Source organism: Enterococcus sp. AMC1251 (genome assembly GCF_058216535.1).
Genome location: NZ_CM177098.1, coordinates 2,140,536 through 2,165,277 on the forward strand (window position 1 = coordinate 2,140,536; position 24,742 = coordinate 2,165,277).

Sequence of the window (24,742 nt, forward strand, 5' to 3'; positions counted from 1 at the left end):
TTGTTTTCACAAAAATTATAATAAGTGCAGAACAAAACTAAAATCAGTGTTGTTCCGCACTCTGAATCTAAATAAACGGTGAGTAAAAAGCCGTTACTGTGTTTGACGTTCTTCTCTTTTATTCGTTTGATTTTAACGCTTCGATCATATCGACTTTTTTTAATTTTCTATGCATAAAGAACATGACTAATAAAGTAAACAACAGCGTAATCAATGCTGAATAGAGATAACTCAGCCAATGAATGGTCGGTGAGAACATCAGGATGTCCACTTCTACCGTTGTCAGTACATAACTATGAACAAGTTTACCAAAGAAGCAGCCAAAGAATATACCAATCAGTGTTAAAATAATATTTTCACGGTACACATACATGGTGACTTCCTTGTCGTAAAAGCCTAACACTTTAATCGTTGATAATTCTCTAATCCGTTCTGAAATATTGATATTCGTCAAATTATATAATACGATAAATGCTAATAGTCCAGAAACTGTGATCAAAACCCAAACGACAATATTTAAACTATGAATCGTATCGTCTAGCGCATCACTTGAAATAGATAGGAAGGAAACATTTAAAACATTAGGGTTTTCCATCAATTCTTTACCGATTGATACTTCAGTTTTTTTACTTGGTGTATGATCAAAGAGTAAGAATTCAGTATTATAACTAGGTACTTTTCCGACTATTTTTTCATAATATTTAGGCGATATATAAGCAAAATGCCCCGTATAATTTTCAGCAATTGCACTGATTTCAAATTTATATTTCTGATTATCACTATCGTTTAAAATAAGCGTATCACCAACTTTATAGTGAAATAGCTTAGCTAATTTTTCGTTGATAATTACTCCGTCATCCGTCAACTGATACTTTTCACCCGTTTGACGATGATTAAACAGAATAAATTGGTCCATCTCATTCGGATTTTTTGGTACATAGATTGAAACATCCTGTTTGGCATTTGATTTGTCAGTTGTTTTTAAAGATTCCACATATAATGGCATCGCCTCTTTTAATCCATCAGCCTTCTCCAACCCTGAACGATACTTTTGAGAATCTTTTGTATAAGCGTCTTCTTTAAATGTCACAATTGCCTGATAATGCCAGATTTTATTAAATTGCACTTCCGCGATATCTGATATAGAATCTTTTAATCCAAAACCTGTAATAATTAGCGCCATACATCCTGCTATACCTAAAACCGTCATCAACATTCGCTGTTTGTAACGGAATAAATTGCGAGCTGTGACTTTTTGAATAAAGCTTAATCGTTTCCAAAGTGGCTTCATTCTCTCTAACCAAATCCGTTGCCCAGCTTTAGGCGTTTTAGGACGTAATAAATTCGCTGGTGTACTGAACAAATCAATTCGTAAAACAATCATCGCAGCTCCTGCCGTGCATAAAACGGCGATGATGAGTCCTATAAAACTATAGCTTACATACCAAGGTGTTACAAAGTCAGGAATATTGTATAACTGTCCATATGCATCAAAGATGATTGTTGGAAATAAGTAATAACCAACGAATAATCCTAACATAGCGCCACACAGACTAGCAATCGTTGCATAAACTAGAAATTTAAATGCAATTTCGCTATTTCGATAACCTAATGCTTTCAGACTACCAATTTCCATTCGTTTTTCTTCAACCATTCGTGTCATAGTTGTTAGACTAACCAATGCCGCAATCAAAAAGAAAAACAATGGAAAGACTGTAGATAAAGAAGAAATTCGATCAGCGTTGTCCTCATATTCTGAATATCCCGGATTATCATCTCTTGTAAAATAATAATATTCTGCGGCATTTAAATCTGCTAATTCTTTTTGTTTTTTTTCTAACTGTTTTTTGGCCTTGTTTAATTTTTCTACTGTTTCTGTCTTGTTTTTTTGGAATGTAGCTCGTCCTTGATCATAGGTATTTTGCCCTTCATCAATTTTCATTTGTGCTTCATTTAATTTTGCTTGACCATCAATTTTTGCTTGTTCCAACTGAGCTTGTCCAGCTACTAACTGCTCTTTTCCAGAAGCTAATTGAGCTTGCGCTTGAGCAAGTTGATTTTCAGCGGCTACAAGTTGTTGTTGCCCTTCCGTATATTGTGTAATCGATTGATTAATTGTATTAATAGTTTGATCAAGCGTTTGGAGGTCTTGAGCTATTTCAGTTTGCTGCATTGACAAGTTTGCTAAAGCGCCATTGATCGTCTGCATAACGATTGCAATGTTCTCTCTTTCGGGTTGAGCGATTAATTGATTGATTGCTGCAGAAATTTCTGTTGGTGTGCCTAATACTTGGACTGCCGACTGTAACTGAGGAGCAGCGTCCACAACACTTTCAGCTAATAAATCATCTGGCACACGATCTAAAAGAGCAACAGAAGCAGCTAAACTCTGATATCCAATAACGAATTGGTTCAGTACTTCGTTCGATGAAGCTAACTCATTACGTTGTTGCTTTAGAGCAGGTAGAGTATTTTCGCCTTGTGTAACTTGAGTTTGAGCTTGTGCCAATTCATTTTTTTTCGTTTCTAATAAATTTTTTTGTGCAGCAAGTTCATCTTCTCCAGTTGCAATCGTTGCTTGATTCGCTGCAAGTTCATTTTCTGCTGTTGCTATTTGTCCTTGGTAAGTCTCTTTGGCTTTTGTTAGTTCTTGTTTTCCTGACGCCAGTTCTAGCTCGCTTGTCTGCAGTTTATTTTCAGCATCTTTCAGCGCATTTTCGCCATTTGTAATCTCTTTTTGAGCTTTTTCAAAAGATGTTTTTGATTCTTCTCGAATTTCTGCGACGCGTTGTTCCGGGCGTTTTTTCATAGTTTCTTTGAGTGCTGCGACTGCTTTTTCTCGTTTATCTTTATACTCTTTGGAGTAGCTGTCTATAGTGTTAAGCCCTTTAAATGATACAAGAATTTCTGTATAGGTTGAAAGATCCATATCCTCTTTAGGAATCAATGCAAAAAAATCTAATGAGCCTTTTCCAACCGTCGTGTTTCCTCTAGACATATTTTCAATGTACTCTGGTGATTTGACAAATCCAACAATTTTATATTGCTCTTTTCTTAATGCATTATCTTTGTTATCTTCTTCTGAAAGGGTCAGTGTTTCTCCCAATTTATAATGACTTTGTAGTTGGGCAAGCTCATCTAATACGATTTCCCCACTTTTTTCAGGCATGCGGCCTTTAACCGTTTGATAATCACTCAGTGGCTGCTTTTCTTTTAGATCATAACTAATAAATTTTACCGCTACGTTACTCTCATTGATGGCAATATCTTTTGTATATCTAGGAAAAACTACATCCACATCTTTGACCTGTTTGGCTTCTTGTACATCCGCTTCTGTTAAACCAAGAGTAGAGACGATTCGAGCATCTGGCAATTTTTGTTTTTGATAATAATTCGAAGCAGTCTGGGTCATGTCCGGACCTGTTGCTTTTAGCCCTACAAAAACCATGACACCCAAAAATATAATACCGACAATCGATATAAATCGTGCTTTTGATTGTTTAATTTCACGAAAGCTCGTTTTGAGTAACGCTGTCTTTTTCAACCTCATCACCTACCATTCTATCTCAGATACAGGTTTTGGCTCTTCATTGATTATTACTTCTCGAACCTTGGCATCATTGATACGGATGACACGATCTGCCATTGGCGCAATTGCAGAGTTATGCGTAATGATAATCACTGTTGTTCCAGTATTGCGAGCTGTTTCTTGTAAAATCGTTAAAATTTGTTTTCCTGTTTCGTAATCTAGCGCTCCTGTAGGCTCATCACACAATAATAGTTTAGGACGCTTAGCAATTGCTCTAGCAATCGTTACACGTTGTTGTTCGCCCCCCGATAATTGCGCTGGAAAATTATCCATTCTAGCACCTAATCCAACTGATTTCAGTACCTCTTCCGGATCCAACGCATCAGAAACGATTTGAGAGGCTAATTCAACATTTTCTTTTGTTGTTAAATTAGGTACTAAGTTATAAAATTGAAAAACAAAGCCCACATCATTTCTACGATAGGTAGTTAATTGCTTTTCATTAAAAGTAGCAATATCGGTTCCATCGATTACGATTTGCCCTTCGTCACAGGAATCCATTCCACCTAAAATATTAAGTACTGTTGATTTACCTGCACCACTAGGCCCTAAAATAACAGCAACTTCCCCCTTTTCTACTGAAAAGGTAATACCATCATTTGCCGCAATCGTCGTATCTCCCATATGGTATCGTTTATATTCATTTATTACATCGATATAAGCCATTCAATTCAATCCCCTCTAGAAAGAATTCTATCATAAGAAGACAAACAAGTCCTCTGACAGGTCAAAAGCTTTTTGATTTTTTGTTTTTTTTTCGTATAATAGATAAATGAGTCTAAATTAGGATAAACGACAATTTTGATAATAGTTAGGAGTCAAGAAATGGCAAAAAAAAAACAAAAGCCTCCATTTAATCCTGCAATTACCTTATTAGTAGCTTTACTTCTTTTAGTTTTAGGTGTATTTGGCGTTCAAATTCCAGATAATGTCCAGGGAATATTCGGCATTCACAATCAGGAACAAACAAAAACTAGTACAACAAAATCAGTTAGTTCTACAAATCCCGGACCGAAAGAACTTGGTCCTGCAACATTTTCGGCTGATGAACTGGATGATAATAAAAAAGGGTGGATTGATTATCACACGTTAGATTCACTCGGACGAGCAACGGGGGCGGATGCTTTATTAAAGCCTGCAATGGTCAACACAGGAACATCTGCGAATAAAGATATTCGCCCACCCGGTTTTGTTTCGGGTTTAGAACCAACGTATCATTCGAGAGGTCATTTGATTGGTCGTCAGCTTGGTGGTTCAGGTGATGATGCAAGAAATCTCACAACACTTTACCAAAATCCTGTAAATACACCTTTCATGACCAAATATGAAAATCAGATTCGTCAAGCATTAGATAAAGGCGAAACCATTCGCTACCGCGTGACACCTCTCTATGAAGGAACAGAATTAATGTGCAAGCAAATTGATTTGGAAGCAAAAGGTTTAGATGAAAATTCAACGGTCGATTTTCGCGTTACAATATTAAATGAACGGTAGATTATTCCTTTTTTAAATTATACGAGGAGGTTTCCAATGGATTTCAACAAAATCAAAAAACAACTTACAACAACAGATCCAAAATTTTTTTTAACTGCAGTTTTAGACAATGAACAGGATAAAGAAAATACAATTATTTTTAGTCAAACTATAGAAAAACAGTTTGAGCAAAACGTCGAATACCTCTCATCTGCTGAAACGATTTCTTTAGAGGATATTTCTGAGTGGAAAAAAGAGGCATTTTTAGTTGTCGCTCAAACTATTGATGGTGACTATATTGCTGGCACAACAAATCAAACATTTGTGATTCCTGTTTCACTTTATACATCTGATATTGAAACATATGACCTCTTTTTACCAGACTTTTTTATCGCGTATGAAAAAGAAAAAATACACTCGTTCATCTTACCAGAAAATAAATAGGTAGGTAACAATAGAGGGCAATCTAAAAACAAATTGAGTTTTTAGATCGTCCTCTATTTATATAGCTTGTCTTATCCCTTTTTTAGTCCTTTAAAACCAATATCCTTACGATAAAAAGTTCCTTTTGTCTCAACTTTTTCCAATACTTTATAAACAACTTCTTTCGCTTCATTTAGTGTTTTCCCATTTGCTTCAACAAGATAAACACGTCCACCATCTGAGACGAGTTGTCCTTCCTCTTCTTTCACTCCTGCATAATAAACTTGCTCTGTCTCTAAACTAGAAAAATCTGGAAGTGGACAGCCTTTTTCATAAATCGTTGGATAACCAGCAGCTGCAACAACCACACCCAAGCTGTAACCTTCTTGTTTCCATTGAATATCTGGTTGTTTGCCTTTCAGAAGATCATCAATAATTTGAGCAAAATCACTTTCTAACCGCTGCAAGACAACTTGTGTTTCTGGATCACCAAAACGAGCGTTAAACTCAATCACTTTTGGTCCCGTGCCTGTTGCAATCAATCCAGTATACAAAATACCAGTAAACGATCTGCCCTCCGCCGCCATGCCTTGTGCTGTTGGTTTTACGATCGTTTCAATTGCTTCTTTGACTATTTCATCCGAAATTTGCGGTACTGGGCTGTAGGCTCCCATTCCTCCAGTGTTCGGTCCAAGATCAAGATCATAGGCTCGTTTATGGTCTTGGGCAATCACCATCGGGTAAACTTCTTGGTCACGAACAAATGCTAGTAAAGAAAATTCTTCTCCTACAAGAAATTCTTCAATCACTACTTTTGCTACTTTTGCACCACTTGATCCGAATTTATTATCCTCAAGCATATCTTTTAATGCTTCTATTGCTTCTTCCACGGTTTCAGCTACAACGACACCTTTTCCAGCGGCTAGACCATCCGCTTTAATAACGATCGGTGCCCCATTTTCAATGACATAGTCACAAGCCTTAGCAAAGTCAAAAAATGTTTGATGGTTCGCTGTCGGTATTTTATATTTCTTCATGATTTTTTTTGCGAAGTCTTTAGAGCCTTCGATAAATGCGGCAGCTTTTAGAGGGCCAAAAGCTAGTAAACCTGCGGCAGTAAAATCATCTACGATTCCGTTTAATAATGGGATTTCTGGACCGACAAATGTCCAATCAATTCCATTTTCTTTCGCAAATTTGATTAATGCTTCATGATCGTCTTCTGGAATATCTACTAATTGTATCCCATCTTTTTTCATACCAGCGTTCCCTTTGGCACAATACACCGTTTTTACGTTAGAACTGTAAAGCAGCTTTTGTGCAATCGCATGTTCTCTGCCGCCGCTTCCAATGACTAAAATCGTTAATCCCATCAGCTTCTCCTTTTAATGTCTAAAGTGTCTGATATCCGTAAATACCATTGCGATTCCATACTTGTCTGCCATTTCAATCGACTCTTGGTCTTTAATACTACCACCTGGTTGGATGATTGCCTTAATGCCGTGTTTCCCAGCATATTCAACACTATCTCCCATCGGGAAAAAGGCATCGCTGGCTAAGACTGCTTCATTGACCTTTGCCCCTGCTTGATCGATTGCGATTTGCACAGATCCTACACGATTCATTTGACCTGCACCAATTCCTACTGTTTGATGATTATTTGCTACAACAATGGCATTGCTTTTTACATGCTTAACTGTTTTCCAAGCAAATTCTAGCGCTTTTAATTCATCAGTCGTTGGTTGTCTTTTAGTAACGACTTGCCAATTTTCCGCTTTTTCCTGAACAATGTCTTGATTTTGAACAAGTAATCCGCCTAAAACTGAAACTTTTTCGTCCTCTATCGCTTGATCCTTCTTAGAGAAATCTAATGTCATCAGACGAAGATTTTTTTTACTGCTTAAAATATTAAAAGCTTCTTGTGAAAAGCTTGGTGCAATGATGATTTCAAGAAATAGTTGATGCATTTTTTCAGCAGTTTGGCTGTCAACTTCACGGTTTAACACGATGATTCCACCAAAAATCGAGACAGGATCTGCTTCATAAGCATATTGATACGCCTCATTGATTGTGCCACCAATACCAATGCCACAGGGATTCATATGTTTGACTGCAACAACGGCTGGTTGATCAAATTCTCTAGAAATTCGAATCGCTGCATCCGCATCTTTAATATTATTGTAAGATAGTTCTTTCCCGTGCAGTTGCTTAGCACTGGCGATTGAAAATGAAACAGGCAATGCATTTTGGTAGAATGCCGCTTGTTGATGGCTATTTTCCCCATAACGCAATACTTGTTTTAGCTCATATGTTAGTGTCAAGGTGTCAGGCTCTTTTTCCCCTACTGCATCCGTTAAATAGTCTGCAATCAACGCATCATATGCGGCAGTATGTCGAAATACTTTTGCTGCTAATTTTTGTCTCGTTGCTAAAGTAGTCTCTCCTGTTTTTGAAACTTCTTTCAGCACGTGATCATAATCGTTAGGATCGACTAAAACCGTCACAAATTCATAATTTTTCGCAGCACTTCTTAGCATACTCGGTCCACCAATATCAATATTTTCAATTGCTTGTTCTTTTTTTACATCCTTTTTCAAGATTGTTTCCTTAAACGGATAAAGGTTCACACAAACAAAATCGATTGGCTGAATGCCGTAAGTTTCCATCGCCTCCATATGACTAGTCAAGTCACGACGGCCTAACAAACCACCATGGATTTTTGGATGCAATGTTTTGACGCGACCATCCATCATCTCTGGAAAATTCGTTACCTCTTCTATGGAAATCGTAGGAATTCCCTCTTTTTCAAGTGCTGCTTTTGTTCCGCCAGTGGAAATAATTTCAATCCCGTGTTCTACCAAGCCTTTTGCGAAAGCGACTACTCCGGTTTTATTTGAAACGCTGATCAATGCTCTTTTTTTTGTCATGAAATACTCTCTCCTTGCTGCTCTTTTATAAGTTTTGCTATGACGGGTGGAAACAATTTGTGCTCTACATTATGGATTTTTTCTTCTAAAGAATCAAGCGTATCAATGGCTTCGATCGCTACTTTTTCTTGTGCAATGATCGGTCCAGTATCGACGCCGTTATCCACATAATGGATCGTTACACCTGTTTCCGGTACATTGGCATCAAAAGCATCTCGTATCGCATGTAGTCCAGGAAATTGTGGTAATAACGAAGGATGGATATTGATCATTTGCTTTGGATATGCTTCTAATAAAGTTGGTCCAATGATTCTCATATATCCTGCTAAAATCACCAAATCAATTTGCTCTTCCTCAAGTAAATGAAGGATTTCAGCCTCATACATCGCTTTTGACTCAAATTCTTGTGGTGAAAATGAACTAACTGGAATCGACATTGATCGTGCCCGTTTCACTACATAGGCATCTTTTTTATCACAAAACAATAACGTAAGTTCTGCATCAATTGTTCCAACGGCTACAGCTTTTGCAATCGCTTGAAAGTTGCTGCCATTCCCTGAGGCAAACACCGCTAATTTCATTCTTACACCTCTTTAAAAACAAGGTTTTGTTTATTTTTTGCAGTAATGGTTCCTATAATATAACTTGGTTCATTTAGTTCGCTTAGAATCGTGCGAACATCGTCAATTTTTTCAGGTGAAACGGCTAATACCATTCCAATTCCCATATTAAAAATTTCATACATTTCCATTGTTGGAATTTGCCCGTATTTTTCTAACGTTGTAAAAATTGGCAGTATCGGCCAGCTGCCTAACTGTATTTCTGCTGATACGTTTTCTGGTAACATTCGGGGAATATTCTCCACAAAGCCACCACCTGTAATATGAGCAATTCCGTTCACTAATTCCCGTTTAATTAGCGGTAATATCGTCTTCACATAAATTTTGGTTGGGGTCAAAAGTTCATCCCTTAATCGCTTTTCATTTAATTCTGGAATCATACTTTCCCCAGTAAGTTGACGGGTTTCAAAGAAAATTTTACGTACGAGAGAATACCCATTTGAATGAATTCCACTCGATGCTAACCCTAGAAGAACGTCTCCTTCTTGGATATTATTCCCTGTAACTAATTGACTTTTTTCAGCGATTCCAACAGCAAATCCTGCTAAATCATAGTCATTGTCCCTATACATTCCTGGCATTTCCGCAGTCTCACCGCCAATCAAAGCTGCTCCTGCCTGAAGACAACCTTCAGCTACACCTGCTACCACTTGTTCCAAGTGCTCTGGCCTGTTTTTGCCTGTCGCAATGTAATCAAGAAAATAAAGCGGTTCTGCCCCTTGAGCAACGATATCATTCACACACATTGCAACACAATCAATCCCAATCGTGTCATGCTTGTTTTCTTCAATTGCGATCATTAATTTTGTCCCCACTCCATCTGTTCCCGAAATTAAAACAGGTTCCTTCACTTCCACCATACTCAAATCAAAACATCCGCCAAAACCACCGAGTGCCCCCATCACCTCGATACGTTCCGTACGTTTAACATGTTTTTTGATTCTTTCTACCACTTCATAACCTGCTTCAACATCAACGCCCGCTTTTGCATAGGCATTTGCCATTATGATTTCCTCCTAACGATTCATGAACGATACTCTTTTTACAATTTCAATTTATTGCGGCAAAACTGACTTTATCCTTTAAAGTTGCTTGGTATTTCTCTTGATAATCATATAACGGTGTCGGATAATCGCCATTGAAATAGGCCATACAAAGTCCTGAATAAGGTGCATCATAATTCAGTCCAATTGCATCAATCAACCCCTGCTCACTTAAAAAGCTCAAAGAATCTGCTTTGATCAACTGCTCGATTTCAGTGACTGAATGATTGGCAGCGATCAATTCTTTTCGTGTTTGGATATCGATTCCGTAAAAACAAGGAAATTTTAGTGGAGGTGATGCAATGCGCACATGAACTTCTTTGGCACCAGCATCTTTAAGCAATTGCACAATACGACGACTTGTTGTTCCTCGTACAATTGAATCATCTACCATGATCACGCGTTTGCCTTCTACTACTCCGCGAACAGCTGAAAGTTTCATCCGAACTCCTTGTTCCCGCAATTCTTGGGTAGGCTGGATAAATGTTCTAGCAATATATTGATTTTTTACTAAGCCCATTTCATATGGAATACCACTCTCCTCAGCATAGCCACTAGCAGCTGAAAGGGAAGAATTAGGGACTCCAACCACCATATCCGCTTCGATCGGCGCTTCTTTTGCTAAACGTTTCCCCATATTTTTACGAGCTGTATGTACATTGACTCCAGCTATATTTGAATCTGGTCTAGCAAAATATATATATTCCATGGAACAAATCGCATATTGTGTGTCTTCGGTATAGCGTTCTATTTTATAGCCAGTATCATCAATGATGATCACTTCTCCTGGTCTTACATCACGGACAAATACAGCACCTATCACTTCTAATGCACAGGTCTCACTGGCGATCACATACGCACCGTTTTTCATTTGACCAATGGATAATGGTCGAAAAGCGTTAGGATCAAGTGCCGCAATCATTGCCGTTTCTGTCATCAAAAGATAAGCAAATCCACCTTTGACTGTCTGTAAACTTTCTTTTAACTGGTCAATAAATGTCGATTGCTTGCTGCGGCGAATTAAATGCATCAAAATTTCGGTATCCGAATTGGAATGAAATATAGCTCCATCTTGTTCTAGTTCTTTTCGTAAACTTTTTGCATTCGTTAAATTTCCATTGTGAGCCAAGCCACACGCACCATCATAAAACTTGAATAAAAATGGCTGGATATTATCGACGCTTCCATTTCCTGCAGTAGCATAACGCACATGACCAATCGCAGAATTTCCACTCAAAGAAGTTAAAGAACGATCCTCTTTAAATACTTCTGAAAGCAATCCTAATCCCCGGTATCCGTTTAGTTCCCCTTCATTATTAGAAACAATCCCAGCACCTTCTTGCCCTCTATGTTGCAAGCTATGGAGCCCAAAATAAGTCACACGCGCCGCATCTGGATGTCCCCAAATACCGAAAATACCACATTCTTCATTTAAACTTTTCACTTCATAAGACATGGAATAGCTTCCTCCCACAATGCTTTGGCTGTCTGTGTTGAGACCTCGATTGTTTGATCATTTGTTTGAATACTGATTATCCCGTTATCCATTACTTTTCCAATAAACGTAGCTTTCCCTTGCATCATTTCTTCAAATAGGAGCTGATTTTCTGCCTTGATCGATACGACAAACCTTGATTGGGATTCTGAAAAAAGCAATGAAACTGGCATTGTGACATCGACTTCTAATCCTAGTTCATTTTTAAAGACCGACTCTGCCAAAGCAATTGCTAATCCGCCCTCTGAACAATCATGGGCACTTTCGATCAATCCTGCCTTGATTGCTGCCAACACTAATTGCTGGATTTCTTTTTCAACCGTTAAGTCAAAATCCATTAATTTGCCTTCGATTAACCCCAGTGTCATTTTTTGTAGCTCGCTGCCATTAAAATCAGCGTGCGTCTCACCAAGAACATAAATCAAATCATCAACCGTTTTAAATTCTTGCGTGGTAATATGTGATAAATCTGCTATCAAACCGACCATCCCAATCACTGGTGTAGGATAAATCGCCTGACCATTCGTTTCATTGTATAAAGAAACATTTCCAGAAATCACTGGCGTTTCTAAAATTTCACACGCTTTAGCGATTCCATCAGCTGAGGCCCAAAGTTCCCAAAATCCTTCTGGTTTATCTGGTGATCCGTAATTTAAACAGTCCGTAATCGCTAGTGGTTGACCACCGCTTGCGACAATATTCCTTGCTGCTTCTGCTACTGCAATTTGCCCACCGATTTCAGGATTTAGATAAAGATAACGAGCATTACAATCCGTTGTCATCGCTAAGGCTTTTTTCGTTCCACGGACACGCAAAACAGCTGCATCACTTCCTGGCAGCACAACTGTATTTGTTCGAACTTGTGAGTCATACGTTTTATAGATCATCTTTTTAGAGGCAATTGTTGGCTGTTGCAGTAACTTTAACATGGTCTTTGTTCCATCCGTAATATTGGGTTGAAAATCTGCTAGTGCTTCAAATTTTTTGATCCTTGCTGGTTCTTTTCGTTCCTTATTATAAACAGGTGCATCTTCTGCTAACGCATCAACAGGTAAATTCGCTACCTCCACATCTTTATGATTTAAACGATACAAACCGTCATCTGTTACTTTACCAATCGTTACTGCATCTAATTCATATTTTTGAAAAAGTGCAACAACTTCTGCCTCATGCCCTTTTTTAACACAAATCAGCATTCGTTCCTGGGACTCCGATAACATCATTTCATAAGGTGTCATTCCACTTTCACGCTGAGGCACATCATCTAAATCTAAAATCAAACCAGTTCCTGCTTTGGAAGCCATTTCCGCACTTGATGAAACTAAACCTGCAGCGCCCATATCCTGAATTCCCACTAAAATATCCGCATGCTCTATAATCAATTCCAAACAAGCTTCAAGTAATAATTTTTCCATAAACGGATCCCCAACTTGAACAGCTGAACGCTGTTGTTCTTCGCCTTCAACAAATTCTTCAGAAGCAAATGTTGCACCATGTATGCCGTCGCGTCCTGTTTTCGCTCCCACATACATAATCGCATTACCTACCCCTTTAGCCTGCCCTTTTTGAATATCTTTATGATCAATCAAACCAACACACATCGCATTAACTAAGGGATTTCCTTCATAACATGAGTCAAATGCCACTTCACCGCCCACTGTGGGAATGCCAATACAGTTTCCATACCCGCTGATCCCTGCTACGACTTCTTCTAAAAGATATTTTGTCCGTTCATTCGTCAACTCACCAAAGCGTAATGAATCCAAGATTGCAATTGGTCTGGCGCCCATACTAAAAATATCTCTGATGATTCCGCCAACACCTGTAGCTGCGCCTTCATATGGTTCAACAGCTGATGGATGGTTATGGCTTTCTGCTTTGAACACGACAGCCTGATCATCACCAATATCTACGATCCCTGCCCCTTCACCTGGCCCTTGTAAAACGTGCGGACCTTCAGTGGGAAATTTTTTTAATACGGGTTTTGAGTTTTTATAGGAGCAGTGTTCACTCCACATCACAGAAAATAGTCCCGTTTCCGTATAGTTTGGCATGCGCCCTAAGATATCTTCTTCGATCATTCGGTATTCTTCATCGGTTAATCCCCATTCAGAATAAATACGCTGACTTTTAATTTCTTGTGCTGTAGGTTCTTTGACTTTCATCATGCGTTTACCCTGACCTTTCCATAGTTTTTAACAATCGATTTGAAAAAATGCAACCCATCTTCTGACCCTAGCAAACTTTCCACCGCTCGTTCGGGATGCGGCATCATTCCAAGAACATTGCCTTTTTCATTGATGATTCCTGCGATATTTTCTAGACTGCCGTTTGGATTGTCATCGGCATAGGTAAAGACAATTTGCTGATTCGCTTTTAACTGTTCTAACGTTGCTGCATCGCAATAATAATTTCCTTCTCCATGCGCTACCGGCAACTGGATCACTTCATCTTTTTGATATTCCGAGGTAAAAGAGGTCTGATTATTTACTACGTTTAAAGACACTGTTTTACAAACAAAATGCAGCGATTCATTTCGAAGTAACGCACCTGGCAAAAGCCCTGCTTCCGTTAAAATTTGAAACCCATTACACGTACCAAAAACTGGTTTGCCTTCATCTGCCAACCGAATCACTTCACTAATAATTTTTGAAAAACGAGCAATTGCACCACAACGTAAATAATCTCCGTACGAAAATCCTCCTGGAATTAAAACACCATCAAATCCCGCTAAACTGTCTGCATCATGACGCACATATTCCGCTTCTTCACCTAAAATATCTTTGACCGCCCATAGCAAATCCATATCGCAATTTGAACCTGGAAAAACAATCACTGCAAACTTCATCTCACACTTCCTCCTTGATCTCGTATCGATAGGTTTCCATATTAACGTTCGCTAGCAATTTGTCACAGATCTCTTCGATTACGATTTCAATAGGCTGGTCTGTTTTTCTGACTTTGATTTCAAAAAACTTTCCTATACGAATTTCGTCAATTTCGCTAAACCCAAGACGATGAACAGCTCCTTTCACTGCTTCACCTTGAGGATCTAAAACGGAATCTTTATACGTAACATATACTTTTACATCATACATACTAGACAACTCTCCTTTTTTAGTTGAATGTTTTCTCTAAACGACTTAGAACTTCTTGATATACAGGTACGATATCGCCTAGATTTTTGCGATAAACATCTTTGTCTAAATGATCATTTGTTTTTTCATCCCATAAACGGCAAGTATCTGGTGTGATTTCATCTGCTAATAAAATCGTACCATCTTCTCTGCGACCAAATTCTATTTTGAAATCAATCAAACGAATACCGATTTTCTTAAACAATTCAATCAGAGCTTGATTTATCTTGTACGCCTCATTTTTGATTGTTATGATTTCTTGTTTGGTTGCGATTTTTAGAATCCTCACATGGTCTTCATTGATGATCGGATCATCAAGGGAATCATCTTTGTAGTAAAATTCCATAACTGGAAATTCTAGTCGTTGACCTTCTGTGATAGCTAATCGTTTTGCAAAACTGCCAGCCGAAACATTTCTTACAACGACTTCTAATGGAATAATTTCAAGCTTTTCAACCAATTGTTCGTGTTTTGATATTTTTCCAATAAAATGGTTTAGAATTCCATTTTGCTTAAATTGCTCAAAAACAATGGCTGTTATCTGATTATTCAACATTGCCTTACCATGCACACTATCTTTCCGGACACCATTTAACGCAGTTGCTTGATCTAAATATTCTAGTCTTACTATTTGTGAGTCATGTGTTTCAAACAATCTTTTCGCCTTTCCTTCGTATAATAATAGACCATCTTCCATTGAGCTCGACACATCCATTTCCGTATATTTTATTTCGAAAAACTATTTTAATTCGTCTATCTATTTGTTTACATTTTAACAATGTGTCTATGAATAGTCAATTTTTTATTAACGATATATATGACTAACACACATAATGTTCGTTTTTAACGAAAAACTTATCTTAACTATTAAGAAATTCCTGTAAGCATTTACAACTATTAAGAAAAGTGGTATGCTAATCGAAAGTAATTCTTTAGAAAGGTCACTTTTATATTTGTATTATTAGTGATGATTTTTTGGGAGGGAAGACAAAGATTATGAACGATTATGACAGTTTAGCTCAGGATTTTTTGACAGGATTAGTACCTGAAGAAAAAACAAAATTGTATAATGATTTACTGGCATTAGAGGAAGTCCACAAGCTAAATCAAAATAGTTCTTATTATACTTTTAAAAATTTAAAACGAGCAGTACATCGACATTCTGAAAGACGTAAACGAACATTTCGTTATGTGAATAGTTTTAACAATGAATTAGTTATACATCAAATACATGAACAACACTTTTTTAAAAATAACTATTGTATCCATGTCTATTTTAATTCACAAGAATGCTCATACCTTTTGATAGACCATTTACTCTCTATGCTAAAAACACCCGTTTCTAAACCGATGCGTACGTTCCAAGAAATTACAATTTAATACTAAGACAAACAAGACTAAACTTTCTAACGGTTTAGTCTTTTAAATAGCTAAAGAAAGGATATTTCTTATGGAAAAATTGAAAGTACATGTAACCGTCGATCGACCAGTCGGGTATGAAGACTCGTTTGGAAATGTCTATCCAATCAATTACGGCTATATAGCTGGTGTCATTGGTGGAGATGACGAAGAACAAGACGCCTATATCTTAAACACTCCTCCAAAAAAAATGAGTAATTTCATAGGCATTGTGAACGCAGTCATTCATAGAAACGATGATAACGAGACAAAGTGGATTGTACTCCCTGAAAACTCAACGATTACGGAAAAAGAGATTATCGAGCAAACATACTTTATAGAGCAGCATTTTGACAGTTACGTAAAAATGCTCTGATCGACAAAAAAAAGTAGCAGATTCACCCCCCGTGGTGACTCCGCTACTTTTTGCTCTATTTTATGCTAATCCCACACGTTCAAAAATAATATCAACATTTTTTAAATGATAATTATAGTCAAACGCATCGTCTAATTCTTCTTTTGATAAAATCGAAGTAATTTTATCATCAGCTTCAAGCAAAGGCCTAAATGCTGTTTGATGATCCCAGGCGTATGCTGTTTTTGGTTGTACTATATCATAAGCCGCTTCACGAGCCATGCCATGATCAATTAATTTCAACAAAACACGTTGGCTATAAATCAAGCCATAAGTAGCATCCATATTTCGTTTCATATTCTCAGGAAAGACCGTTAGATTTTTTACAATGTTAGAAAAACGATTTAGCATATAATCTAATAAAATCGTTGTATCTGGAATAATGATCCGTTCAGCTGATGAATGGGAAATATCACGTTCATGCCACAAGGTCACATTCTCGTAGGCTGTTACCATATGCCCACGAATAACGCGAGCAAGTCCTGTCATATTTTCAGAACCAATTGGATTACGTTTATGCGGCATCGCAGAAGATCCTTTTTGACCTTTTGCAAAAAACTCTTCCACTTCTCGTGTTTCAGATTTTTGCAAGCCACGAATTTCAGTCGCAAATTTTTCGATACTTGTCGCAATCAAAGCCATCGAGGATAGATACTCCGCATGTAGATCACGAGGCAACACTTGAGTCGAAATTTCTTGCGCCCGAATCCCTAAATGTTCACAAACATATTCTTCCACAAAAGGAGAAATATTTGCAAATGTTCCTACCGCTCCGCTGATTTTTCCAGCTTCCACACCTTTAGCAGCGTGCTCGAAACGATCAACATTTCTTTTCATTTCTGAATACCATAATGCTAGTTTCAGTCCAAATGTCGTTGGTTCAGCGTGAACACCATGCGTGCGTCCCATCATGACCGTATGTTTATGTTCCTTCGCTTTTTCACCAATAATTTCAGTAAATTTCTTTAAGTCTTCTCGCAAAATATCATTTGCTTGTTTCAGTAAATAACCATAGGCTGTATCGACCACATCCGTACTAGTTAAGCCGTAGTGCACCCACTTTCGCTCTTCTCCTAATGTTTCTGATACTGCACGAGTAAACGCCACCACATCATGTCTAGTCTCCGCTTCGATTTCTAGAATACGCGCAACGTCAAAAGATGCATTGTCACGAATTTTTTGTACATCTTCTTTCGGAATGTCTCCTAATTCAGCCCAAGCTTCATCGGCTAAAATCTCTACTTCTAACCACGCAGCATATCGGTTTTCATCTGTCCAAATTGCACCCATTTCAGGTCTTGTATAACGATCGATCATTCGTTCATTTGCTCCTTTTTAATCCCAAATATTGGTTTGATATATGTCTTCTAAGGTTTCAAAAATATCCTCAGTTAAAATAGTGATATGGCCCATTTTCCGATCTTTTTTGGCTTCTGCTTTACCATAGTAATGAAAATGCCAATTAGATTTTTCAGAAATCAGATCCATGGTTTCATAGATTTCATTTCCTAAAATATTAACCATCACTGCTTCGGATAAAAGGGTAATTTCTGGGAGCGGCCAACCGCAAATCCCGCGAATATGAGCATCAAATTGGCTCGTTGAACAAGCTTCAATTGAATAATGTCCTGAATTATGTGGTCTTGGTGCAAGCTCATTTACATATATACCGCCATCACTTGTCAAGAACATCTCCACAGCTAAAGTACCTGCTAAATCAATTGATTCTGCAATCACACGAGCAATCCGTTGCGCTTCTTCAACGACTTCTTCTGACACCCTTGCTGGTGCAATCGTTTCATGTAAAATATTGTTTCGATGAATATTTTCAACTACTGGAAAAATCGCGATCTCTCCCTGACCATTTCCACTCACTAATACTGAAATTTCTTTTTCATAGGGAATCCAAGCTTCTAATACGCATGTTCCTTCTCTTAGAATATTCATCGAAGGAGCTAAGTCAGATGTACTGTATAAAACAAATTGACCCTTACCATCATAGCCACCACGTGTTGTTTTTAAAACGCACGGATAACCGATTCCATCAATAGCATCTTGGATATCAGTTGGACTTACGATTGTAGCAAATGGGGCAATAACAATATTGTTCGCTTCTAAAAAAGATTTTTCTAGCAGACGATCTTGAGTAATTGCTAAAAGATCCGTACCTTGAGGAATACTCACCAAATCTTGAACATGCATCAACGCGCCAACATCAACGTTCTCAAATTCATAAGTCAAGACCTGCGAACGTTTTGCTAGTTCTTCTAAAGCTTCTATATCATCGTAATCAGCTAATAAGTGCCAATCAGCGACTTGAGCAGCAGGACAATCAACCGTCGGATCTAAAACGCCCACACGAAAACCCATTTCCCGTGCGCTAAGCGCCATCATTCTTCCCAATTGTCCGCCACCAATAATACCGATCATTTGTCCCGGTAATAAAGGTTTATTCAAGTTTATCACTACTTTCCATCACAGTTTCTTCAAGAAATTTACGCTTAGCGTCTAATTTCCCTGCTAATTCTACATCATACATGGAAAGCATCTGAACTGCAAGTAGTCCGGCGTTCTTCGCACCAGTTTCTCCAATTGCAGTCGTTGCAACTGGGACACCTCCAGGCATTTGAACGATGGATAGCAAAGAATCGAGTCCATTCAATGTTTTGGTTTGAACAGGTACACCAATCACTGGCAAAGTTGTTTTGGCCGCAATCATTCCAGGTAAGTGGGCCGCACCTCCAGCACCAGCAATAATGACTTTAATTCCACGATCACGTGCCTGCTCAGCAAATTCAAACATATAATCTGGCGTCCGATGTGCTGATATCACTTTTTTTTCATAAGAAATGTTAAACTCTTCCAAACAATCGCAAGCATGTTTTAGTGTTGTCCAATCGGATGTACTTCCCATAACTACTGAAACCACTACAGACATAAGATTCCCCTTTTCTTCCTCTATTCTTTTCATATTTTATCAATGGAAATCTTAGGTGTCAAAATAAAATCGAATATTAAAGATATTTTTAATATTAATGTTCGTATTAACCTATTAGAAAAAGAAAAACCGAAAAAATATCCGGTTTTTCTATATCATAGCCCTTCAGCCTGTTCTTCACCTTTAAGACCATTGAACAATAGATTTAAAATAATTGCAGTCAAACTACTCATAACAATACCATTCCCAGAAAACATTTTTACTGTTTCGGGCATTTGTTGAAACAAACTAGGAAGCATATTAAAGCCTAATCCAAAACCAATCGAAATCGCAATAATCAATAAGTTTTTATCATTATTGTAATCAACTTTTGATAACATTCGCATGCCCTGAACCGCTACCATACCAAACATCACTAACATCCCCCCACCTAACACTGGTTCTGGAATGATTTGGGCAACTGCTCCAACTTTAGGTAATAATCCTAATGCAATCAGGAAGAATGCAGAATAATAAATTGGCCTTCTTGTTTTGATCCCAGAAAGCTGAACTAACCCAACGTTTTGAGAAAAACCGGTATAAGGGAATGTATTGAAAATACCACCTAAAATAACTGCCAAGCCTTCTGCGCGATACCCTTTCTTTAATTCTTCTTCATCAATAGACTTACCTGTAATATCTCCTAAAGCAAAATATACGCCAGTTGATTCAACCATACTAACAATTGAAATAATGATCATCAATATGATTGAAGAAATATCGAACGTTGGTGTACCGAAGTAAAATGGCTGCGGAAAATGAAACCAGGTTGCTTCATCAACCGGTATTAAATTCACTTGACCTAAACAATACGCAAGAATTGTACCACCAACCAAACCAATTAGTACAGCAATCGATTTTATAAATCCTCTGCCCCATACCTGAATAACGATAATTAATCCAATGGTGACAAAAGCTAAAAGTAAATTTATTCCATTACCAAAATCAGGATCTGTTGCTAATCCACCACCCATTTTTTCGACTGCAACAGGTATCAGGGTTAAACCAATCACAGTGATAACTGTCCCCGTTACCAATGGTGGAAATAACTTTTTGATCTTTGAAAAAACACCTGAAACCAATACAACGAAAATTCCTGAAGCAATGATTGAACCATAAATTGCGCCGACACCTTTATCACTACCAATCATAATCAATGGCGCTACCGCTTGAATTGCACAACCAAGTACTACAGGTAAACCAATTCCGAAAAATTTATTAACCGTCAACTGTAATAACGTTGCGATCCCACACATAAAAATATCGATCGAAATCAAATACGTCATTTGCTCTGAATTAAAATTCAAACCCGTTCCGATCAGCAATGGTACAGCAACAGCTCCGGCATACATCGCTAATAAATGCTGAAGACCTAGGACTGCTGCCTTACCATTTTCAGTTTCCGGTTGATTGATCTGTTCTGCCTGATTCCCTTTACTTTTCAAGTTTAAGCATCCCCCTCAAGAAATTCAACTTCTCCATTTTTCAAAGAAGTTATACGAGCTAATGAGACAACACGCATGCCCATTTCTTCTAATAAACTTCGTCCATCCTGGAAAGACTTTTCAATGACAATACCAATTCCATCCACTTGCGCTCCAGCTTGTTGACACAATTCAACTAATCCTTTTGCTGCTTGACCATTCGCTAAAAAATCATCAATAATCAATACTTTATCTTCGCTTGATAGAAATTTTCTTGAAATAGATATTTGACTTGTCACTTGTTTAGTAAACGAATAAACAGATGAAGTAAGCAATTCTTCGTTCATAGTTAAACTTTTTGCTTTACGAGCAAAAATCATTGGTACCTCTAATTTTTTAGCCGCAAAAAGAGCAGGCGCAATCCCTGAAGCTTCAATTGTAACAACCTTTGTGATACCAGCATCTGCAAATACTTCAGCAAAACGATGACCGATAGCCTCCATTAAAACTGGATCAACTTGATGAGTAACAAAACTGTCTACTTTCAAGACGCCCTCACCCAAAATTCGTCCATCTTCTTTGATTCGTTGTACTAATACTTCCATTTTTTATGACTCCTTCACCTATTTTTCTACATGACATTTCTTAATAAAAACAAAAAGACCTTTTTTGCGTAAGCAAAAAAGGGTCTGAGACTCTCTTTCACTTATAGACCAACATTTACGGTGTTGGGTAGAGACGGTCATCCTTATTATGACCATATATAAGCTTATTGTTATTAATATACAGTAGTATAAAACTCTGAAAAATTCAATAAAAAAAGTTATTTTTTCATTGAATTTTTACAGAGTCTCTCATTTTTTCGATTCTTCAAATCAATTATCTTTTTTTTGCAATCTAGCTATTTTTTGATAAATGCAGGTTTTCCACCAGTTGGTAATGCAGTATTTTTAGGAACTATTTTTATTTCAGTAGCTTCTAAACGTTTGGATAATCCCTGTGTTCCAGCAGATTGACCGTTTCTAGTCCAAGCTTGCCAACCATAATCTTGAGAATGGACTCGATAATGAACATCGTATTTAGCAGCAGCAGCACCGGTTAGCTGAATTTGAATTGCTTCCAACCTTTTTTTCTTACCTGTTGTTCCACTTAGCTGATTATTCGATTTAAACCCTTGCCAACCGATATCTTGGATATGCGTCTTATATTGGATATTTCCGCTAATTGAAGGATCAAGCTTAATTTGGATTCCTTCCAGACGTTTTGATTTACCGACTGATCCACTTGTTTGACCAGATTGAACATAATTTCCCCAACCAAAATCTTGAAGATGCGTTCTATAACTTACTAATTTTGAATTGTTGCTACTATTGTCTTTTTTTATAACTCTTACGGCAAAGTTGGGTTTAAAATAAGAGGTTGAACTAATTTTAACAACTTCTTTTTCATTCGGTGCATGAATGTATTGCCCGTTACCTATCGCAATCGCTACATGATACGTACTTCCTTTAGCACCCCAAAAATATAAATCTCCTGGTTCAGCTTGTGCAACACTGATTTGTTCTCCAGATTTTTCTTGAGGTACAGTATAATCACCAATGTTTTTTCCTATTACTTGTAAAAATACATAACGTGTCAATCCAGAGCAATCAAATACATTAGGTCCTTTTCCCCCCCACGCATAAGGTTTTCCTAGATGTCTTTTCGCTTCGGCAACCACTTGATTTTTTTGTGAAGTCGAAAATGTAACCGCACTTCTAGCTTCTGGTGTTTCTTGAATGTTTTCTTCTAAAGAAAAATCAGGCATTTCTTGAATCTGTTGAATTTGTTCAGCTGTGAAACCCGATTCAATCGCAGCCTGGTAACTTTCCTCACTCATTGTTCCGGTCGCTTCACTAGATAAACTTGCTCCAATAGCAGCAAAAAGAACAAGCGCCGTACCAACCATATAACAATATTTCTTCATGTTTTTCCAACTCCTAACACTTTTTTCTTTTAATCATAACATAAAATAAATTAATTTTATGCTCGTAAAACTAGTTTATTCTATTTATACTCATTTTGCAATATAGTCATTTTTAGCAAATACGCCTCAATATTATAAAAAAAAATAACCAATGGCTAGATACACTTAAATCATGCCATTGATCATTATCAGTTACAATAAAAATTCAACATTTTTCTATTTAACTATCATTTTCTTTTTCTATATTTCTATATTTATTCATTTTTTGACTAAAAAGTTCCCCATTACTTGGCGGTGTATATGTAATAGCATTCGCTCCAGCTTCAATTGTTTCCGTGATCGATTCATCCGTTGGTCCACCTGTTGCAATAATTGGTAATTCTGAATATTTTTCTCGGAAAAATTTAACTGTTTTAGCTGTATCTTTGCCTGCACTGATATTAATCATCGTGACACCAGCTGCTATTTTTTCGTCAATAGGTGTATGAATAGACGTTACAGTACTGACTACTGGAATATCAACCACTTCACAAACCATTTCGACCGTTTCAACAGGCGTTGGTCCATTTAAAACAACTCCAATCGAGCCCTGCGCTTCTGCAAACAAACTCATATAGGCCGAGCGTTGTCCTTGAGTTAAGCCTCCCCCAACTCCTGAAAAAACAGGAATATCAGCTGCTTCAATGATACTTTTAGTAATTGCAGGATGAGGTGTAAATGGATAAACAGCAATCACTGCATTTGCATCTGTATTTCGTATAATTGCAATATCTGTCGTAAAAATAATTGATTTGATTTTTTTCCCAAAAATTCGGATACCACTCGCTTGTGCAATTACTTTTGGCACTTGAACAATATCCTGTTTTAGAGGTGTTACAATTTCGGGTACCCACTTTTCACTCATTTTATCTACTCCTTTTTTCCTCCATTGATTAATGATCATACTGATTAAGATCATAACTCTCGATCACGTGAACCACCTTATCCGCGTAAGTTGGATCTGTTGCATAGCCAGCATCTTGTAAGGCACGTGCGGCTTCGTTATAATTTTTCGCCAGAAGAACATTTTCGTACAAACGTGGGTTCCATGTTACACCGTTAACAAATAAACGTGTATGATCATCCATCGATTCTTCCCACGTATCATACACTCTAAAATCACCTTGAATAACGATCCATTCTTCATTGATATATTCACGGGTCTCAAGATTAATCTTTTTTTGATCCCCATAAGCCTTGATTCCAAATAAATTATTATACTTTGATGCTAGAGTGCTCTGGCCCCAATTTGATTCTAAAATTCCTTGACCAATAATAATACTTGGTAAAACCCCATAAGAATCCTGCAACTCTTTAGCATGTGGACTGATTCTGTCAATAAACTGTTCTTTTGAAACTTGCTCTTTTTGTTGAGCAGACTCTTCTTGTGTTTTCGAACTGTCTGACAATACATTGATTGAAAAGATAAACGCTACACCCACGATCAACAAACCAGCAAAAAGCGCTGGCAAATTCGTTTTTCTCTTCTTTTTCTTTTTATACCTTGGACTATTCATACATTCCCTACTTTGTTTTGTATTCGTTCCTTTGCTAACTTTTGTTAGTTAGGGACAATGGCTGACTGATTATATCAGTTTTTTTCTAGACAATCAATCAACAGCTGTTGTAGTCGTAGTTTTCGTTTGTATTTCAGACGTGGTCGATGGAACAATTTCGCTTGTTGTTTTTGTCTCTTCACTGCTCATTTTTGTTTTTTCTTTCATTGCTGTATGGCCAAAAAAAACGAAAACCACAGCTCCTAATACTATAATAACGGATAAAATACCTAAAATTTGTTTCAAAAAAAAACTCCCTT

Annotated in this window: 24 protein-coding genes and 1 riboswitch; of the genes, 4 read left to right on the forward strand and 20 right to left on the reverse strand. The window is 37.4% G+C overall.

Annotation, left to right across the window (positions count from 1 at the left end; genetic code table 11):
• Nucleotides 1-118: 118 nt before the first annotated feature.
• Complete coding sequence (locus AC4BBR_RS10125) at nt 119-3,550, reverse strand: ABC transporter permease (protein ID WP_490459431.1); 3,432 nt, start codon at nt 3,548-3,550, stop codon at nt 119-121.
• A gap of 3 nt (nt 3,551-3,553) precedes the next feature.
• Complete coding sequence (locus tag AC4BBR_RS10130; RefSeq protein ID WP_490459432.1) at nt 3,554-4,255, reverse strand: ABC transporter ATP-binding protein; 702 nt, start codon at nt 4,253-4,255, stop codon at nt 3,554-3,556.
• Between the two features lie 159 nt (nt 4,256-4,414).
• Between AC4BBR_RS10130 and AC4BBR_RS10135 the strand changes: the two genes are divergently transcribed.
• Together AC4BBR_RS10135 and AC4BBR_RS10140 are read left to right on the forward strand one after the other, a co-directional pair.
• Complete coding sequence (locus AC4BBR_RS10135; protein WP_490459433.1) at nt 4,415-5,083, forward strand: DNA/RNA non-specific endonuclease; 669 nt, start codon at nt 4,415-4,417, stop codon at nt 5,081-5,083.
• Between the two features lie 36 nt (nt 5,084-5,119).
• Nucleotides 5,120-5,506 carry a hypothetical protein gene (locus tag AC4BBR_RS10140; protein WP_490459434.1) on the forward strand — a complete coding sequence of 129 codons (387 nt, stop codon included), beginning with the start codon at nt 5,120-5,122 and terminating at the stop codon, nt 5,504-5,506.
• A 71-nt stretch (nt 5,507-5,577) separates the two neighbouring features.
• On the opposite strand, the gene purD is transcribed toward AC4BBR_RS10140, so the two are convergent.
• From purD to purC, 9 genes are read right to left on the reverse strand one after another with little or no spacing between them, the layout of a single operon-like run.
• On the reverse strand, nt 5,578-6,858 hold the full coding sequence (purD, locus tag AC4BBR_RS10145; RefSeq protein ID WP_490459435.1) for a phosphoribosylamine--glycine ligase: 1,281 nt from the start codon (nt 6,856-6,858) through the stop codon (nt 5,578-5,580).
• A 12-nt stretch (nt 6,859-6,870) separates the two neighbouring features.
• The gene (purH, locus tag AC4BBR_RS10150; RefSeq protein WP_490459436.1) at nt 6,871-8,412 is read right to left on the reverse strand and encodes a bifunctional phosphoribosylaminoimidazolecarboxamide formyltransferase/IMP cyclohydrolase; all 1,542 of its coding nucleotides are present in this window, start codon (nt 8,410-8,412) and stop codon (nt 6,871-6,873) included.
• The gene (gene purN / locus AC4BBR_RS10155) at nt 8,409-8,993 is read right to left on the reverse strand and encodes a phosphoribosylglycinamide formyltransferase (protein WP_490459437.1); all 585 of its coding nucleotides are present in this window, start codon (nt 8,991-8,993) and stop codon (nt 8,409-8,411) included. Before purN ends, purH begins: the two co-directional genes overlap by 4 nt.
• A 2-nt stretch (nt 8,994-8,995) precedes the next feature.
• On the reverse strand, nt 8,996-10,036 hold the full coding sequence (gene purM, locus AC4BBR_RS10160) for a phosphoribosylformylglycinamidine cyclo-ligase (RefSeq protein ID WP_490459438.1): 1,041 nt from the start codon (nt 10,034-10,036) through the stop codon (nt 8,996-8,998).
• Nucleotides 10,037-10,082: 46 nt separating this feature from the next.
• Nucleotides 10,083-11,531 (reverse strand): amidophosphoribosyltransferase, encoded by a 1,449-nt coding sequence (purF, locus tag AC4BBR_RS10165; RefSeq protein WP_490459439.1) that lies wholly within the window; start codon nt 11,529-11,531, stop codon nt 10,083-10,085.
• Nucleotides 11,516-13,738: a phosphoribosylformylglycinamidine synthase subunit PurL gene (purL, locus tag AC4BBR_RS10170; protein ID WP_490459440.1), complete on the reverse strand. Its 2,223-nt coding sequence runs from the start codon at nt 13,736-13,738 to the stop codon at nt 11,516-11,518. Before purL ends, purF begins: the two co-directional genes overlap by 16 nt.
• Entirely contained in the window at nt 13,735-14,418 is a 684-nt protein-coding gene (gene purQ, locus AC4BBR_RS10175) for a phosphoribosylformylglycinamidine synthase subunit PurQ (RefSeq protein ID WP_490459441.1), read from the reverse strand. Before purQ ends, purL begins: the two co-directional genes overlap by 4 nt.
• A gap of 1 nt (nt 14,419) precedes the next feature.
• Nucleotides 14,420-14,668 carry a phosphoribosylformylglycinamidine synthase subunit PurS gene (gene purS / locus AC4BBR_RS10180; RefSeq protein ID WP_490459442.1) on the reverse strand — a complete coding sequence of 83 codons (249 nt, stop codon included), beginning with the start codon at nt 14,666-14,668 and terminating at the stop codon, nt 14,420-14,422.
• A gap of 19 nt (nt 14,669-14,687) precedes the next feature.
• Nucleotides 14,688-15,404, reverse strand: coding sequence for a phosphoribosylaminoimidazolesuccinocarboxamide synthase (gene purC, locus AC4BBR_RS10185; protein ID WP_490459443.1), 717 nt, complete (start codon nt 15,402-15,404; stop codon nt 14,688-14,690).
• Between the two features lie 299 nt (nt 15,405-15,703).
• Here purC and AC4BBR_RS10190 point away from each other — a divergent pair, with 299 nt between their 5' ends.
• Together AC4BBR_RS10190 and AC4BBR_RS10195 are read left to right on the forward strand one after the other, a co-directional pair.
• The gene (locus AC4BBR_RS10190) at nt 15,704-16,087 is read left to right on the forward strand and encodes a hypothetical protein (protein ID WP_490459444.1); all 384 of its coding nucleotides are present in this window, start codon (nt 15,704-15,706) and stop codon (nt 16,085-16,087) included.
• A 70-nt stretch (nt 16,088-16,157) separates the two neighbouring features.
• Nucleotides 16,158-16,481, forward strand: coding sequence for an inorganic pyrophosphatase (locus AC4BBR_RS10195; protein ID WP_490459445.1), 324 nt, complete (start codon nt 16,158-16,160; stop codon nt 16,479-16,481).
• Between the two features lie 60 nt (nt 16,482-16,541).
• Here AC4BBR_RS10195 and purB read toward each other — a convergent pair whose 3' ends face one another.
• The 9 genes from purB to AC4BBR_RS10240 form a co-directional block, all read right to left on the reverse strand.
• Nucleotides 16,542-17,837: an adenylosuccinate lyase gene (purB, locus tag AC4BBR_RS10200; RefSeq protein ID WP_490459446.1), complete on the reverse strand. Its 1,296-nt coding sequence runs from the start codon at nt 17,835-17,837 to the stop codon at nt 16,542-16,544.
• Between the two features lie 18 nt (nt 17,838-17,855).
• Nucleotides 17,856-18,977, reverse strand: coding sequence for a 5-(carboxyamino)imidazole ribonucleotide synthase (purK, locus tag AC4BBR_RS10205; protein ID WP_490459447.1), 1,122 nt, complete (start codon nt 18,975-18,977; stop codon nt 17,856-17,858).
• On the reverse strand, nt 18,970-19,458 hold the full coding sequence (gene purE / locus AC4BBR_RS10210; protein ID WP_490459448.1) for a 5-(carboxyamino)imidazole ribonucleotide mutase: 489 nt from the start codon (nt 19,456-19,458) through the stop codon (nt 18,970-18,972). The genes purK and purE overlap by 8 nt, the downstream gene beginning before the upstream one ends.
• A 155-nt stretch (nt 19,459-19,613) precedes the next feature.
• Entirely contained in the window at nt 19,614-20,912 is a 1,299-nt protein-coding gene (locus AC4BBR_RS10215; protein ID WP_490462105.1) for a nucleobase:cation symporter-2 family protein, read from the reverse strand.
• A 32-nt stretch (nt 20,913-20,944) separates the two neighbouring features.
• Complete coding sequence (locus tag AC4BBR_RS10220) at nt 20,945-21,526, reverse strand: xanthine phosphoribosyltransferase (RefSeq protein ID WP_490459449.1); 582 nt, start codon at nt 21,524-21,526, stop codon at nt 20,945-20,947.
• A gap of 84 nt (nt 21,527-21,610) precedes the next feature.
• Nucleotides 21,611-21,708: riboswitch (purine riboswitch) on the reverse strand.
• Nucleotides 21,709-21,822: 114 nt separating this feature from the next.
• Nucleotides 21,823-22,887: an NlpC/P60 family protein gene (locus AC4BBR_RS10225; protein ID WP_490459450.1), complete on the reverse strand. Its 1,065-nt coding sequence runs from the start codon at nt 22,885-22,887 to the stop codon at nt 21,823-21,825.
• 220 nt (nt 22,888-23,107) lie between these two features.
• Nucleotides 23,108-23,791 carry a hydrolase gene (locus AC4BBR_RS10230; protein WP_490459451.1) on the reverse strand — a complete coding sequence of 228 codons (684 nt, stop codon included), beginning with the start codon at nt 23,789-23,791 and terminating at the stop codon, nt 23,108-23,110.
• A gap of 28 nt (nt 23,792-23,819) precedes the next feature.
• The gene (locus AC4BBR_RS10235) at nt 23,820-24,443 is read right to left on the reverse strand and encodes a glycoside hydrolase family 73 protein (RefSeq protein ID WP_490459452.1); all 624 of its coding nucleotides are present in this window, start codon (nt 24,441-24,443) and stop codon (nt 23,820-23,822) included.
• A 93-nt stretch (nt 24,444-24,536) separates the two neighbouring features.
• Complete coding sequence (locus AC4BBR_RS10240) at nt 24,537-24,728, reverse strand: hypothetical protein (protein WP_490459453.1); 192 nt, start codon at nt 24,726-24,728, stop codon at nt 24,537-24,539.
• Between the last annotated feature and the right edge of the window lie 14 nt (nt 24,729-24,742).